A 16388-nucleotide genomic window follows, 5' to 3' on the forward strand; every position below is an offset into this window, starting at 1 on the left:
TAATACTCACAATAAATTTTGAAATCCCCCTTTATTCTCTAATTTTGCTCACATCTAACTATTTTAACCTTTTCTGTCTGTGAATTGCCTATACCTGTTTTTTAATCCAAATAAAAAACCTATGGCATAATTTTTACTCATTAAAATTCATTGAGACCCATTACCGGTGTAAGTATACCTATACATGTTTATTCCCAGTCATAACTGTTTAAATAACAAGTTGAAATCACTATAGATTATGTTATTCTTCCTTACGGCCGGGAGTATGGTAAACTATGGCCAATTATAACGTAGTGCCTCGCTGCCCGGTGTCCTGGATAAAGGTTCTATAGTTGTATTGCCCCGTTGCCATGCCGGGAATACCAAATTCACCGGAAATACCTTCCTCATATTGAAACAATTCATAATAGCATTTATTGGGGAAATGAAGCCTATTATGAATACTACAAGCATGGTCCGCTGGCTCGTGCAGTCATTGGTCAGCAACAGGTACAGGATATCTGAGTATGAAATTAGAGCAATCCTTTTTATCAGCAAGTCAGTATCTCCATATTAGTAATATGATAATAGGTCACTGATACTTCATAACCTAATTAGAAAATTCTTATAAATACTTAAAATGTCGTGTATGAAATCACTATCTCTAATTTTATCCTTTATTCTTTTTCTATGTTTTTCCAGCTATGCGCAGGAAATCGATACTGTTGCGTGTTCATATAAAATTAATGGTACGCCCGTTAATGGAACGAAGATAAAGACCAATATACCTTTTGGTCAAAATGTTAGTATGCCTACACTTATGATTGAAGGATTTGACTACCAAAATACCAATCCGATAAATCTTACATTAGTCTGGTATGTTAGTACTACTGCAGGGTTTTATCATTATGCCGTAACCTCTTCAGGATCATTCAATCCACCCATAACCCTGGCAAATGAAAATGGAAAAATTTCAATTTTTATCGATTCCAAGGCTCCTTATCTAAGGTTTCATGTTAGAGTTTTTGCAAAGGGACTCCCTGGCGAGACGTCTACAAATTTTTCTGGTTGGATGGTTGTAGATAGTGCATTAATTGCTTCAGCTACAAATCAAGTCATTGTACCTTATAAGAATTCGTTTGCAGGAAATGTTAATCTGCCCGATAGTGTAATTTCCACGGATAAGGGAACCTTTGGAATTGGCACTTTATCTCCCAGAGCATCATTAGACGTTGCCGGTAATACTGGCGATTCCCTTACTACTGTTTTGGCGAGATTGTCCAATGGGAATTACACGGGTAAGGGAACCTACTTAGGAACCCGATCATATTCATTTGCGAATGCCTCCCCTTTATTTGGCCTCGTTTCCAGCATTGCTGGTGTAGAAGGTGCAAAAATCCTTTTCATGCGACATACTAGCGCCAACGGGCAATATTTAGCTTTTTGTACAAATGATGGTACAGAAAAGATGCGTTTGGATGTAAATGGGAATCTTGGTATCGGTACCACCCTACCTGGGAATTATAAGTTAGCGGTTGAAGGAACTATTGGTGCAAGAAAGTTACAAGTGACGCAAACTAGTTGGGCTGACTTTGTTTTCAAGCCATCTTACAATCTACCGTCACTTAGTTATATAGAGAAATATATTAGTGAAAATCAACACCTGCCTGGCATTCCCGCAGAATCGGATGTAATAGCCCATGGGGTTGATCTTGGCGAAATGAATAGACTGTTGTTGCAAAAAGTTGAAGAGATCACTTTATACCTTATTGAAGAACATAAAAGTAATGAGAGGTTAAAAGAAGAGAATGAAGAATTGAAAAAGCGTGTTGACAAAATTATGTCATTACTCGCGGCTAAAAGATAATAGGGATTGATTTTCATTCAATGCATATATCTTCTATGACTTGAAATGTGTTCATTGTTTTTTATCCTGCCCGACAAGGTCTAGTCAACCACCAGAAGCGAGTCTTGCGTAGTCATCAGAGATGGTGGGTGTCTGTTTACGGAACCAGTATCTTAGCCACACTAAATGTACCAGAGACATGAAAGAAGTGTTAACAGTAGAAATGCAGATAGCGGCACGGGCAAGGAAATATCCGGGAGAAGCCCTGACGAACCGGCATGAGTCTTTTCTAATCTAATTCGTCATCACGTAAATCAATAAGGCACATCTAACTAATGGGTTAGATGTGCCTTATTGATAAGGTTATTAATTATGCACCAGCTTTAATGATTGTTTCATTGGTTGCCATTGCAATATAGTTTGCAGTATCAAAAAAATTGGGTTCATCGGGATGAACCTTTGTTAAATAATTTTCTGAATTGAAGAAGGTGTTGAAATCCTCAAACGAGTCAAATGAGATTTCTACTACAGCATCGTATAAAGGCTTAGGAAAACCTTCAGCTACTATAGGGTGGTTAATTACATACTTTCTAACGTAAAGTTCTGTCTCAGGGATGGAACAGAATAAAGGAGCGTGTTGATTTTTGTGATAATCCACAAATTCTTCAAGGCTCATACCGGGTAGTTTTTGTACTAAAAACGTAAATTTGATCATTGTCTATTTATAATTTGACACGAAATTATTTCATTACTTACCCCATAGCAAGTACGCACAAAGTTGTGCGTACTTGCCATGACAATTGATTGACCAAGCGATGTACAAAAAAAAAATCCCTATTAGAACTGACTGCGGCCTGCACATATTTAAGGAACTTTTAGATGGCAAGTGGAAACTGATGCTTATCTATTACATTTCAGAGCAGGTAAAAAGGCCAGGAGCATTGCAGAAGAAAATAGCGGTGGACAGGCGGGTAATGAACAAGCAATTGGATGAATTGGTGAAATATGGATTTGTGGATAAATTTTCTTTCGACACTAAAATTCCTAAAGTTGAATATCAGCTAACACCTCTGGGATTTAGTCTGTTGCCGATAATAAAAGATTTGGAGCAATGGGGCGAGAACAATAGAGCTGTTTTAGAGGCAGCGCTTAGTGAAAAACCATGATAAAATCATCAAAAGACGTATCCCTCCGGGCAATTGAAATTTGAAAATCAATAAGTTCTCTAATTTCCATGATCAATAACAGATCACAATGAGAACTAAAAAATCACAAGTCAATAAAGAGGAGTACATGTTTTTCCTCATCGCTGAGCAAGCCACCAGTGGTCAATCTATTAAATCCTTTTGTGCCAGACATGGGATACCTTCCGGCAACTGGTTTTACTGGCAGAAAAGGTACCCAAAAATTTATGCTTAACGAACAAATCCCCCAGATATTCAACTTGATCCAAAACCTGTGATTTATTGACATGCAGAAATTAAAAATGGCCCTGTAAATCAATTGATTACAGAGCCATTTAGTGCCCAGAACTGGATTCGAACCAGCACACCCTTGCGAGCGCTGCGACCTGAACACAGTGCGTCTACCAATTTCGCCATCTGGGCAACTGATACCGTGTTAAGGGATTGCAAAGGTAGGCAGTTTTTTCAATATTCCAAATTTTCGCAAAAAATATTTTCAAACTACCGCTCATGCCTACACAAAAAAAAGCTGACCCCACTAAAGGTCAGCTTTCCCATTAAAAATTCTTCCTGCTTATACAGCTACATTAAACTCTCTCAGCGTATCGTTCAGACTCGTCTTCAAATCTGTAGACGCTTTACGCTGACCAATAATCAGCGCACATGGAACCTGGTATTCACCAGCAGGGAACTTCTTGGTATATGTACCTGGAATTACCACACTGCGTGCCGGTACACGACCCTTGTACTCCACCGGCTCAGCACCAGTTACATCGATAATCTTGGTGGACTTGGTCAGTACCACGTTCGCACCCAGTACCGCTTCTTTCTCCACTATCACACCTTCTACCACAATACAACGACTACCAAGGAAACAACCATCTTCGATGATTACCGGACTAGCCTGCAGCGGCTCCAGCACGCCACCAATACCAACACCACCACTCAGGTGTACATTCTTACCAATCTGTGCGCAGGAACCTACTGTCGCCCACGTATCCACCATTGTACATTCATCTACGTATGCACCAATGTTTACGTAAGAAGGCATCAGGATCGCACCTTTGCCAATGAAAGCACCATAACGCGCAATCGCGTGAGGCACTACACGAACACCCAGGTCTTTATAGTTGGATTTCAGTTTCATCTTGTCATAGAACTCGAATGGTGCGAGGTCTATGGTTTCCATTGGTTGGATGGTGAAGTACATCAGGATCGCCTGCTTTACCCATTCATTGACTTTCCAGCCTTCTCCTGTGGGTTCTGCTACCCTGATCTTTCCTTTATCTACAGCTTCAATAACAGCTTTGACAGCATCGCTGTAAGTAGATTCCTGTAGCAGACTGCGGTTTCCCCATGCTGCCTGGATGAGTTCTTGTAGCTCCATTGTTTATCGAAATTTTTCACAAACATAGTAAAAGAGGGGGGAATTTTTAAGGGTACCTTTTCAGGTATATAAAAGGCCCCAAATATAAAAGCCCCCAATTTTTTATTTACTACCTTTACCCCCCTTTAAACCATACTATGAATATTGCTTTCGATGCCAAACGGGCTTTCCAGAATAACACAGGTCTCGGCAACTATAGCCGGACCCTGATTAGTTCTCTGGCTACCTATTACCCGGAGCACCACTACTACCTGTATGCTCCCAAAGTAACAGGTATGTACAGCACCGCTGCTTTCGGCAATATGACCACCATATTGCCCCAAAAGCCGCTGCATCGCCTCCTCAAAGGTCTGTGGCGCAGCAAATACGTAGTTCGTGAACTGGCACAGCAAGGCATCGATCTCTATCATGGTTTAAGCCACGAAATTCCTTTTGGTATTCACAGGAGCGGTGTTAAAAGCATCGTTACCATGCACGACCTGATCTTTGAACGCAACCCGGAACAATACAATCCCATCGACGTACTGACCTACCGGAAAAAGGCTAAATATGCCTGCCAATACGCCGATAAGGTCATCGCCATCAGTGAGCAAACTAAAAAGGATCTGATTACCTATTATAATACCCCAGCCGACAAAATCGCTGTCGCTTACCAAAGCTGCGACGAGTCGTTTGGTGTACAACACAGCAAAGCGGAAATCGCACAAATGCTGGAGAAATACAATTTTCCGAAAGCATATTTCCTGTACGTTGGATCGCTGATTGAGCGCAAAAATTTGCTAGGCATCTTACAGGCTATGGTAAAACTGAAAGGCAAAATGGATCTTCCACTGGTAGTCGTAGGCAGTGGTAGCAGCTATAAAAAGAAGGTGATTGATTTTATTACTGCCAATGACCTCCAAAAAAGCGTTATCCTCGTAAATGATACGGTGAAATTCGCCTACAACGACCTGCCGGCTTTGTACCAGGGAGCTAAAGCACTGATCTACCCTTCTTTCTTCGAAGGATTCGGCATCCCCATCCTGGAAGCTATGTGGTGCCGCACCCCCGTGATCACTTCGGCTGGCTCCTGCTTTGGAGAAACTGCCGGGGACGCCGCACTCTATATCAACCCGGCAGATCCAACTTCGATAGCAAATGCCATGAAAGAGGTGGCTTATAACCCCGCACTCATGGAAATGCTAAAAGAGAAAGGCATATTACAGGCACAAAAATTTACAAGAGATAAATGTGCTGCTGAAGTGATGAAGGTGTACCAAAGTCTATAATTTATGACCACTGATTTTGAAAATGATGTAACGGCTTCACTCGCCGCCCTGAGAACGGGCGGGTTAATCTTATACCCCACAGATACCATCTGGGGCATAGGTTGCGACGCAACCAACGAAGAAGCCGTAAAAAAGGTCTTCTCCCTTAAACAACGTCCGGAAAAGAAAAGCCTGGTCATTCTGCTCGCCGACGTAAAGGACCTGCTCAAATACCTGGCACACCCCGATCCGGCTATCGCTGATCTGATTGCCAGCTTTGACCGCCCCACCACTGTCATTTACGAAGGTGCCCTCGACCTCGCACCCAGCGTTATCAATGAAGATGGCACTGTAGCTATCAGACTGGTGCAGGATCCCTTTTGCCGTCACCTGGTAAAACGCCTCCGCAAACCACTGGTATCTACCTCCGCCAACCTGAGCGGCCAGCCTTCTCCCGCATTTTATGCAGATATTGACCCCGCCATAAAAAATGGCGTAGATTATGTAGTGTCCTACCGTCAGGATGATAGTACCCCCCGACAGCCGTCCCGTATTGTTAAGTTGCTGAAAGACGGCTCCTTACAGGTAATCCGGGAGTAGTACTGGACTATCGGTTAAAAAAAGCTACTTTTGCCGTTTTATTTAAATATGATCAGCAGAAAGCCTATTGACATACCCTGTACCTTACAGGAACGCAAAGTGTTGGAGCAGATAGCGTTAGCAGCCCATGAGCTGGGCGTGCCCTGCTACCTGATCGGTGGCTTCGTGCGTGATAAACTGCTGAACCGCCGTACCAAAGATATGGATGTGGTGTGCGTAGGAGATGGCATTGCCCTGGCACACAAGGTGGCTACTTACTTTGATAATGCCAAAGTGAGCTTCTTTAAAACCTATGGCACTGCACAGGTAAAGTGGAATGACCTGGAAATTGAGTTTGTAGGCGCCCGCAAAGAAAGTTACAGACAGGAATCCCGCAACCCCGATGTGGAACCGGGTACCCTGCAGGACGACCAGCTGCGCAGGGATTTCACCATCAACGCACTGGCTATCAGCCTGAATGAAGAAGATTATGGAAGCCTGGTAGACCCCTTCAATGGTCTGGCGGACATGGATGCAAAAATCATTCGTACCCCGCTGGCCCCCGCCCAGACTTTCAGTGACGACCCGCTACGTATGATGCGGGCCGTCCGCTTTGCCTCCCAGCTGCAGTTTACCATTGCAGACGATACCTTTCAGGCTATCAAAGAGCAGGCAGACCGCATTAAAATTATCTCACAGGAGCGTATTACCGATGAACTGAATAAAATCATGTTGTCAGCAGTACCCTCGGTGGGCTTAAACCTCTTGTTCAAAAGCGGGTTGTTGAAGATTATCTTCCCGCAACTGGTAGACCTGGCCGGGGTACAAACGGTAGACGGCAAGCGGCATAAGGAGAACTTTTCACATACCTTGCAGGTAGTTGACAATATTTCCCGGAATACAAAAGACCTTTGGTTACGCTGGGCTGCCCTGCTGCACGATATCGGGAAACCAGCTACCAAGCGATATGAGCAGGGCCATGGATGGACCTTTCACGGGCATGAGATGGTAGGGGCCAAGATGGTTCCCCGCATTTTCTCAAGACTGAAACTACCTACCCATGAACCCATGCGCTTTGTCAAAAAACTGGTAGAACTGCACCAGCGGCCTATTAGTCTGACAAAAGAAAATATCACTGATTCTGCTATACGCCGCCTGCTCTTCGAGGCGGGTGACGATATAGAGGCGCTAATGATGCTGTGCGAGGCGGATATCACCTCCAAAAATGTATCGAAGGTGCGGAGATATCTCGATGATTATGAGATGGTAAGACAGCGCATGAAGGAGATAGAGGAGAACGACCGGCTGCGCAACTGGCAGCCACCGGTAACCGGGGAGATGATCATGGAAACTTTTAACCTGACACCCTGCAAAACCGTTGGTGATCTGAAAAATGCTATCCGCGAAGCCATCCTGGATGGGGTGATACCCAATACCTACGATGCCGCTTATGCCTTTCTGCTGGAAAAGGCAAAAGAGATGGATTTGACACCAGTTAAATAAAAATGTTAATTTAGTAGAGTGTGTTTCCGGATATAGGTTCGATAATTGTATATAGAAAGCTAAACCGGAGACATCCAATTATTCAATAAAATCCTTTATTGTCATGCCTGTTTTGAAATTCAGAGTTTATTGGGAAGAAGATGAAAGTGTGTACAGGGATATTTCCATTAAACCAGACCAGACATTTTTACAATTCCACCAAGTTATTTTGCAGTCATTCGAATTTGACAATAAACATAAAGCGACGTTTTTCCGTAGCAATGATAACTGGCAACGGGGAAGGGAGATCATTCTCGAAAAAGACAATGTACTCCGTAAGGCAGAGCCATTGCTGATGGAGGATACTGTCATTGCAGCAGCTGTGAAAACCCCTAATCAGAAGTTTATCTACCTGTATGATTTTGCGAAGAACTGGACATTCCTGGTGGAATTGATCGGGGTATCCAAGGATGAGAATTCCAGGGTCACCTACCCGCTTTGCGTAAGAAAAGAAGGGTTGGCCCCCAGCCAGTACGGTACCAAAGGACTGGTAGGCGATAAGCTTGTAGAGATGGAAGAGAAGTATGACCTGAATAAGGAAGGGATGAGTGAAGATGGATTTGGAGAAGAAGGGGAAGAGGATGAAAGCAGTGAAGGCGATGAGGAGGGTATGGATGAAGGTGGTAGTGAAGACATGTATTAATATACATGAAGGGAAAGAAAGTAATAGTAATAGCAGGACCTACGGCTGTCGGCAAAACGGCGATGGCTGTACGGGTAGCACAATATTTCAATACCGCGGTAATATCGGCAGACTCCAGGCAGTGCTATAGGGAAATTAGCATTGGCACGGCAAAGCCCGGTGCTGCTGAGTTAGCGGCTGTACCCCATTATTTTATCAATTCTCATAGCATTCGTGAAGAGGTGAATGCGGGTATCTTTGAGAAGTTAGCATTACAGTATGCGGAGGAAGTGTGGAGGAACAATGATGTTGTCGTGTTATGCGGCGGCACGGGGTTGTATATAAAAGCGTTTTGTGAGGGGATTGATGATATACCGGCTGCGCCGGCGGAGATTAGAAAGGAGGTGATTGCGAGGTATGAGCAGGAAGGGTTGGGGTGGTTACAGGAAGAAATTAAAGCTAAAGACCCTGGGTTTTATGCAGTGGGGGAAATTCAGAATCCACAGAGATTGATGAGGGCTTTGGAGGTGTTTAATGCTACCGGTAGGTCGATATTGGAGTTTAGAACGGGGAGTGTGATCAGGAGAGATTTTGAAATTATTAAGACGGGGATTGAGTTGGAGAAGCCACAATTGCATGCTAATATAGCGACAAGGGTGAGGCAGATGGTGAAAGATGGATTGGTAGAAGAAGTGCGGGCAGTGCAGGAGTTTAGGGGGCATAATGCTTTGCAGACGGTGGGGTATACGAAGATATTTGATTACCTGGATGGGAAGATTAGTCTCAAAGAAGCGGAAGAGTTGATAGTGGTGCATACGAGGCAGTATGCTAAGAGGCAGATGACCTGGTTTAGGAAGGATAAAGAAATAAGGTGGTATGAGAGAGGAGAGGGGTTGTTGGAGGATGTGATTCAAAAAGTATAAATAAAAACGCTTTTGTCGATTGACAAAAGCGTTTTTATTTTAAGAGAATTTGGGCCTGCGGCAGCAAGGAGTAGCCCCTATATTTTCTTCAACAACACCTTCTGTTTCGTAAAATCCGCCGCCGCATCCATAAACGCCATCATCTGCTCCCACGCCCCTACAGCCTCATGCTGGTGATTATAACTCTTCGTAATATTCACCACCAGTTTATTCCCCTCTATCTTAGTATTACTCACAAACTGCCCCGTAGCATTAATCACCGACTTATTCAGGTTTTCCACCCCCTCCAGTGTATACCCCTCCGGAATATTCACCCACACCTCATAAGACACCGTCCTGGGAAATGCCATATGCACATCATATGTACGTTTCCTTTCCTCCGGCGTCAACTCTATCTGACCAGTAATTAATTTCCCAATATCCAGCATGTAATTATTCCCCGCCTTCTTTACAAAACCATCCATCGTAAAGGACTGATGCATTGTAAACGGCTTATTCTGCTTCTCCAGCCCCTGGTCCGCTACTTTATAATAAGTCACCGCCGTAGGCTGAATACTATAATCATTATAGATATTTTCTTTCACCGTCTCATCCATATCTTTTCGCGCCTTACCAAAGGCCGCCTGATACTCAGCAAAACGTTTTCTGTTCCCCCCATCAGCAGCTAAGTCACGCTCAAAACTGGTAGACATACTCAACGTCTTCCTTTCCTCCTGCAGCATATCTTCATACAGCAACATATCTACAAACTGATAACGATATTGTCCTTTTGCACGAATCATCCTGTCAATATTCAGCGTTTGCAGGTTCTCTGCATTAAAGGTGATATTCAGTTTCTCCGCATCCACATTCTGCGCCGCAGTACTTACCGGCAATGTGATTTTTCTAAAGCTGGATGATTTTTCACCTTTGCTGCCCGTCACACTTACTGCATAAGCTTCCTGTCCTTCCAGCCCTGTTGGCAACTCATCAGGATAACTAAACATAGACCCAAGGTAACAATACATCGGCTGATCATCCGGTTTAGCTATGATAAAGTATTCCAGGTCATCCAGCGAAACCGCATCCTGCAGTGTACCTACACTACGTGGCACTGCCGCCGCCAGATCGGTATCAATATCATACCTGAGTAACAACTGGCGAAATGCATTGGCCACAAAATGAGACCTGGGAGAATACAATTTCCTGTTCTGTCCTACTTCTATATCCGCGCCTAAGCCCACCTGCTCGCGGTAAAGCGCTGCATAACGAATGTAATAATAAGCCAGTTCCGCAATCTCTCTCTTTGACATATCCGGCTTATTACGTTCCTTCTTATAATTTTTCAGTACATCCGGAAACTCCTTCAATATAAAAGGCAATGCTGCATACTGCGCTCCTACACTGATGATCTGGTAAGTCAGGTATTCCTTAATATCTCTTTCATTTACCCCATTTACCATGTCTTTCGCGCCATTGTAAGTTAACCTTAACGTTGGCAGACTACGATTGGAATACAACCAGCGCTCATCCGTAATTTTAGCAACATCTTTTTTATGAATAGAAAATACATAATCCTCATCTTCTTTTGCCCGTTTCAATACACTTGAATCATCATTGAGGTATCTCCAGGATACACCCATTTTCCTGAAGATCCGAATGTCCAGCACAAAGTCGAGCATAGGGTATTTCTCACCAATGCTGTAATCCAGCGGGTCCGGGTTGGTAAACCAGCTGGCGGCGTCCTTATTGATACGTACATAATAATCGATGATATCGCCTACTTGCAGATCAGCAATGGCGATCTTTTGTTTCTTATCATTCTTTTCATCCTTTACATTCACGGCATCATTCATGTCAATGTCGCGCTGCTGGCCATTTGGCTTGATCACACGAATCCCCATAAAGGATACGAGTTTGTAACCACGTGCCCAACTGCTGCTTTTCAGTTTCTGTATATTGAATTCAGAATACTCTTCCAGTGCAGCTTTGTCCTGGATTTTGACACGCTCGTGCAGTGTAGTGGTAATATGATCTTTGCGCCGGCTATGATCCGCATCCAGCGAGAATTTTAAAGCGAGAATGACAGCCGATTCATTCTGATATTTTTCAGGTACAACTGTCTGGGCAAAGGATGGATCTTTGGCATCCTGTATTTCTTTTTTCACCTGGTCAGCTTCTTCCTGATAGGCTCTTTCCTGTTTTGACTGTGCCTGGGTATACAGGCCTGTGGTGATTAGCAGGGCCGTAATGACAATGCTTTTATACATAGGTTGTGCTATTTTACTGTTGGGTAAGGGTTATTTGTTCCAGGTATTTTTTTGATAATGCGACTACCGCTTTATTCCAGTCCCCGAAAGCGGCTTTTTGCAAATAAGTGTTATTTATCTGTAATTGCTTGCGGTAAGTGATTTTATTGCCAGTGGCTTTGTAAGTGATGTCGAAAATGAAGTTGGGTGTAGATATGTGCAGGTCCTCCGGCAGGAAGGTCATTTTGTATCCTGCGGGAATGAGCAGCTCCGTCTCTGTGATGTAATTGTTCTTGGAATCGAAGCGGATGTCAGTCTTACGTTTTACCGTATCGATAACAGCATTGTTGTATTCCTTGTTGTAGTCTATATCGATGTACATCTCTTTGCCAAAAGAGGAAACGGCATCGGGATAGAGCAGGTCAAAACTCACTTCCAGGTCGCCATCCCGCTGATCCAGCCGGGTGGTGGTGACATTGGATATTTTATAGTGACTATTCTTGTTGGTGATGTAAGTTTCCAGCGCTGTTTGTACCCTGTCTTTTTTAGTCAGGTTGATGTTGTATAGCAGGTCCGATTTACTTTCACCATTGTATTTATATTGGATCTTCCCGGTCATATTGTTGCCTTCTATGGCCAGCGCTTCCCTGAAGAGACGGGCATTCTGTGCCGGTGTAGTAACAGGAATATTTTCCAGCAGACAGTTGTCCCCGTTTTCAATCATGACTTGTCTGCCGGCAATGCGTTCTGCATAGATGCCGGGTTGCATATATTTTTCAGTGGCATCGAGGAACCACCATTTGTTGTTGTATTGTACAGCGCAGATCATGTGATTGTCGGCATTCAGGGAGGGAATGCTGTGATCGTACATGATATGATTGGTGCCTATCCAGCACAGTCTTGCATCCAGGCCACAGCGCAGCAGCAGCTCTTTCGTAAGGTTTGCCATACCTTTGCAATCTCCGTATTTCTTACGCATTACTTCGTGGGCTTCGTCGGGGCGAAACCCGGCAAGACCATCTTCGAAGGCTATGTAGCGGATGTTTTCTTCTACCCAGTAGAAGACAGCTTTGAGCTGATCAAACTTATCCGGAATGCCGGCAGTGATTTCCCTGGCTTTGGCGCCTAATACAGCGGTGTCAGGGTGTAGCTGGGAAGCAAGATTATGACACCATTGATAAAGGTCGTTGGTCGTATTGAAGTAAACTGTTTTTTCACCTTTGTAGTCTGCACTCTTGCTGCGAACCAGGATGTGCGGGTAGATCCAGCTGGGACCTGGGCTCATGGTACTCTTTTTCATGGCAGCCAGGTTGGTGGCGGTATAAGTATACACATCCGCATCACGATCTTTGTCGTACGACTTTTCCGTTTTTATTTTCTGATTTTCGAAATGAAATGTATGGATGTCGATGTTCATCCAGCGGGGTACGATGATGGTGATGGTTTTTAGTTTGGAAGGGTAGTAGTCGGTCAGATAGACGGTGGTTAGGTAGCGGGGATCGTGAATGGCTTTTTCGATATTTACTTCATTGTGTGCGCCTTGTTTGGAAAAGGGAAGGTTGAAATAACAGATCTTTTGGTCAGAGTAGAAGTATTCGTCAATATTCAGGTAATCGTAGGTGGGGGAGATAGTCCGGTTTTTCTTGCCGTCTGTCAGGATCGTGAGGTCGGTGATCTCTTCCTGGTTATTGTAGGGCTCGGAGAAGGGGATAGTGGCGCGGAAACTGTTGCAGACAAAGTCTTTATGGATGAGTTGTTTTACCGTGACCTGCTTTTGTTTGGCATTGTATTGAAACTCGAAGGTTTCGGAAGAGGAGGCCAGCTCAATGTTGTCAGGGTCATCCTGTGCTTTTGCATAAGCAGATTGCAGTAGTAACAACAATAGCACGGTATAGGAGCGGATATTCATAATATATAGGAAAATAAGTATGGGATTAAAAGTATGTTTTTTGGGTGAAAACAAAAAGCGCTTCTGCTATTAACAGAAGCGCTTTTCAAATTTTATATAAAACTTTAGAATTTCCAGCCAAAGGTAGCCAGTCCTGTATAAGAGTGTTTCTCAATCTTTGCAGGATCTGGTGTTACATAATTCATGTTATTGGCCAGCATGGTATATGGCTGGTTATAACTGGTAGAAGCGCCATAAATAAAGGCAAAGTCCATATAGAAGCCATTGTTGCGATAGCCAACGCCACCGGAGTAGTAGGAGCGTGCACCATCCAGGCTGCTTACTTTGTAAGGGCTGCCATAGTAGCTGTAACCCAGGCGGAAAGCCACGGTATGTATTTTCAACTCACCACCTACGCGGAAGTTGGACGCCGCCTGGTAAGTATCCTTAATCGCATTGTTCCTGTCGGTTTCTGATTCGCGGTCATAACCGTCATTGTTTTTGAACCGGAAATGCATGGAAGCATAGTCTACATACTCATAATCGAAGGAGATGAAACCTGTAGGTTTACGGGTATCGGCAGAAGGAGCGAACAGGTAGGTAGCACTCAGAATGCCTTTCCATGGCGTACGGATGGTGTATTTGGATTCATCATCCAGGCCATCGTACCGGCTATCGCGCGAAGAGAATGAATTTACACCATTTGTCTTCGTAGAAGTGGTCATATCGGTATGGTACTCGTCTGTGAGCCAGATCCAGGAAGGAGAGTGTACGGTTGCACCCAGGCTCAGTGAACGAACTGGTCTGTAAATGACACCCAGTTTTGCATTGATACCGGTACCGTAGGTTCTCAGTACTTCAGTAGTGGTGAAGTAGTTGAGGTCTGCAGCTACGGTATTGATATTTGTTTCTCTCCAGGTCAGGTCTCTTCTGTATTGTACGTTTGGAACGCCGATACCACCACCAATGTAGAACTTATCGTCGTAGTTTGCACCGAAGGAACCAGCAAATTCAGTATTACCCCCTCTTTCAAAACTGGTGCTTTCCTGACGTACTTTTACGCTGTTATCAGTCGCTTCTGCAGCAGAGTAGAAGGTACCTGCGAAGGAGCCGTCTGCATTCTTAACAGGGTTGATCAGGTATGTCTGGTAGGCCAGGGAAGAGGAGTGTGCCAGGATGGTCTGGTCCGGATTTCCGCCCAACTGTGCATTGGGATCGGTAATTCCTGCTGCATCTGCCGCCAGGTAATAGTTTAAAGAAAGGGAGGAGTTAGAGATATCGCCGGTGTAATAAGTACGTTGGTTATAGTTGTACGTACGGTTTACGCCGATACCGCCGCTGAAGTTTTGCCATTTACTGCCGGGTTTCTTTCTTCTGCCGCCCCAGATAATGGTAGCGTTAGAGATATTCAGGTTAGTCCTGGAGTCGCTGGATGACAGGCCCTGGTAAGTACCGGTAGAAGATATAGAAGGAACACCAACGGTAAAAGAGAAGTCGCTTGTTCTGAAGAAACCTACTGTAGCAGGGTTAATGTACATGGAAGAGGCTTCCCCGCCCAATGCGCCCTGTGCCCCACCTACGGCCTGTGCACGGGCTGTTCCTGATGGAGCGCTGCTGCTGAATCGTAAAGCGTCGTCAATATTTTGTGCTTGAAGTGAGATACAGGCTCCTGTCATAGCAATGGCTAACACCATTCTTTTCATCATTATGGTAGAATTAAGGGTTAAAAAATACCCCGGCCTATTTTGACCAGGGTAGATTTTTAAGAATATCAATGATCAAATCATTTTAAGGTTTAGTTACGGCCTCTTCCACCGCCACCTACGCGACCACCGCCGCCTCCGCCACCGAAGGAACCACCACCGCCGCCGCTCACACGGCCTGGGCTATAAGATGGAGCTGGTGAATAGGAACGCTGTGGTTGATAAGATTGCTGCTGTGGAGGTGAGTAAGACCTGGCAGGTGTATAGTTGGATCTGCTGGGTTGATATGTACTACGGCCACCGCTGTTGTCAACTGTGGTAGTACGCTCACCAGATGAAGGCGTATAGGTACGTCTTGGCTGGTAAGAACCTGCAGAAGAACCGTTGTTGCTCAAACGGCCACCTGAATTGTCGTTCACCACCCTGCTCGGACGGAAGTCTGTACTTCTCACACGTCCACCGTTTGAACCTACTAAACGACCACCTGAAGATCCCCCTGTGGAAAATGAGGTGTTGCGTGTAGCACGTCTGTAACCACCGGCATAACCATAGCCATGGCCATAATAGCCACCATAGTATCCGCCGTAGTAGTATGGATAACCATAATATCCGTAATAAGGATAGTAGAATGGATCATAAAAGCCATAGTAAGGATAGCCGAAGCCAAAACCAAGGCTGAATGCAGAACCCCAGTAAGGATAACCGTAACCATATCCAAAACCTAAGCTGAAGGAACTGCCATAGCCATAATAATATGGATTGGCATACATGCTGGAATAAATACCAGGTGTGCCATAGTAATCATAGAAACCACCGGTATAAGTATTGTTATTAAACAGACTTAAACGGCGTGCATAATCCCCCTGGTCATCGTCGTAGTTAACATATGTTCCCCCATCTTCAGTATCGGTATATGAAACGTTATCATCCCGGTTATTATTATTTGAGGATGCATAGGTAGGCTTAACTCTCGGAGAGTAGTACACATCGTCCGGTGTTTGAGTGGTTTTATATGCTGACGAACAGCTACTTAATATCATTAGCGTCAGTACAGCGAGGTAAGGAGCTGATTTCATTGTCGGAATTTTTAGCCTGAATTACACTATAAATTTACACTATTTTAACGTTCAAATGTCGGTAAACGTTACAAGAATACTAAACCGCTCATAATATTTTACTAAACTATTTGCACGTTTCTGATTTTCATGTAGGTTTGTGACATTTTACCTTTTGGTAATATATCAAGTGCAAATATTACGC

The 16388-nt window shown here is 44.2% G+C and carries 13 protein-coding genes and 1 tRNA gene; 7 read left to right on the plus strand and 7 right to left on the minus strand.

Going from position 1 to position 16388, the window contains the following annotated elements; all coding sequences use genetic code 11:
* The first annotated feature begins 628 nt into the window (after positions 1–628).
* Complete coding sequence (locus tag ABDW16_RS12550) at positions 629–1846, plus strand: hypothetical protein (RefSeq protein WP_343670144.1); 1218 nt, start codon at positions 629–631, stop codon at positions 1844–1846.
* Between the two features lie 349 nt (positions 1847–2195).
* Here the strand turns inward: ABDW16_RS12550 and ABDW16_RS12555 are convergent, their stop codons facing one another.
* Entirely contained in the window at positions 2196–2540 is a 345-nt protein-coding gene (locus tag ABDW16_RS12555; RefSeq protein WP_343670145.1) for an EthD domain-containing protein, read from the minus strand.
* A 100-nt stretch (positions 2541–2640) separates the two neighbouring features.
* On the opposite strand from ABDW16_RS12555, the gene ABDW16_RS12560 reads away from it, so the two are divergent.
* A complete protein-coding gene (locus ABDW16_RS12560) occupies positions 2641–2991 on the plus strand; it encodes a helix-turn-helix domain-containing protein (RefSeq protein WP_343670146.1) in 351 nt (116 codons plus the stop codon).
* 357 nt (positions 2992–3348) lie between these two features.
* On the opposite strand, the gene ABDW16_RS12565 is transcribed toward ABDW16_RS12560, so the two are convergent.
* A tRNA-Leu gene (locus ABDW16_RS12565) sits at positions 3349–3432 on the minus strand.
* A gap of 151 nt (positions 3433–3583) precedes the next feature.
* Positions 3584–4396, minus strand: coding sequence for a 2,3,4,5-tetrahydropyridine-2,6-dicarboxylate N-succinyltransferase (locus ABDW16_RS12570; protein ID WP_343670147.1), 813 nt, complete (start codon positions 4394–4396; stop codon positions 3584–3586).
* A 137-nt stretch (positions 4397–4533) separates the two neighbouring features.
* On the opposite strand from ABDW16_RS12570, the gene ABDW16_RS12575 reads away from it, so the two are divergent.
* From ABDW16_RS12575 to miaA, 5 genes are all read left to right on the plus strand, one after another.
* Positions 4534–5664 carry a glycosyltransferase family 1 protein gene (locus ABDW16_RS12575; RefSeq protein WP_343670148.1) on the plus strand — a complete coding sequence of 377 codons (1131 nt, stop codon included), beginning with the start codon at positions 4534–4536 and terminating at the stop codon, positions 5662–5664.
* Positions 5665–5667: 3 nt separating this feature from the next.
* Positions 5668–6243, plus strand: a complete 576-nt coding sequence (locus ABDW16_RS12580) for an L-threonylcarbamoyladenylate synthase (RefSeq protein ID WP_343670150.1) — start codon at positions 5668–5670, stop codon at positions 6241–6243.
* A 48-nt stretch (positions 6244–6291) separates the two neighbouring features.
* The gene (locus ABDW16_RS12585) at positions 6292–7725 is read left to right on the plus strand and encodes an HD domain-containing protein (RefSeq protein ID WP_343670151.1); all 1434 of its coding nucleotides are present in this window, start codon (positions 6292–6294) and stop codon (positions 7723–7725) included.
* A 103-nt stretch (positions 7726–7828) separates the two neighbouring features.
* A complete protein-coding gene (locus ABDW16_RS12590; RefSeq protein WP_343670152.1) occupies positions 7829–8407 on the plus strand; it encodes a hypothetical protein in 579 nt (192 codons plus the stop codon).
* 5 nt (positions 8408–8412) lie between these two features.
* Positions 8413–9309 (plus strand): tRNA (adenosine(37)-N6)-dimethylallyltransferase MiaA, encoded by an 897-nt coding sequence (gene miaA, locus ABDW16_RS12595; RefSeq protein ID WP_343670154.1) that lies wholly within the window; start codon positions 8413–8415, stop codon positions 9307–9309.
* A 77-nt stretch (positions 9310–9386) separates the two neighbouring features.
* On the opposite strand, the gene ABDW16_RS12600 is transcribed toward miaA, so the two are convergent.
* The 4 genes from ABDW16_RS12600 to ABDW16_RS12615 form a co-directional block, all read right to left on the minus strand.
* Positions 9387–11558, minus strand: a complete 2172-nt coding sequence (locus ABDW16_RS12600) for a DUF3857 domain-containing protein (protein WP_343670156.1) — start codon at positions 11556–11558, stop codon at positions 9387–9389.
* A gap of 13 nt (positions 11559–11571) precedes the next feature.
* Positions 11572–13446: a transglutaminase-like domain-containing protein gene (locus ABDW16_RS12605; protein WP_343670158.1), complete on the minus strand. Its 1875-nt coding sequence runs from the start codon at positions 13444–13446 to the stop codon at positions 11572–11574.
* A gap of 104 nt (positions 13447–13550) precedes the next feature.
* Complete coding sequence (locus tag ABDW16_RS12610) at positions 13551–15131, minus strand: hypothetical protein (protein ID WP_343670159.1); 1581 nt, start codon at positions 15129–15131, stop codon at positions 13551–13553.
* An 89-nt stretch (positions 15132–15220) separates the two neighbouring features.
* Complete coding sequence (locus tag ABDW16_RS12615; RefSeq protein ID WP_343670160.1) at positions 15221–16204, minus strand: hypothetical protein; 984 nt, start codon at positions 16202–16204, stop codon at positions 15221–15223.
* Positions 16205–16388 lie beyond the last annotated feature (184 nt).

The sequence above is a fragment of the Chitinophaga sp. genome (assembly GCF_039596135.1).
In the GTDB taxonomy this organism is placed as follows: Bacteria; Bacteroidota; Bacteroidia; order Chitinophagales; family Chitinophagaceae; genus Chitinophaga.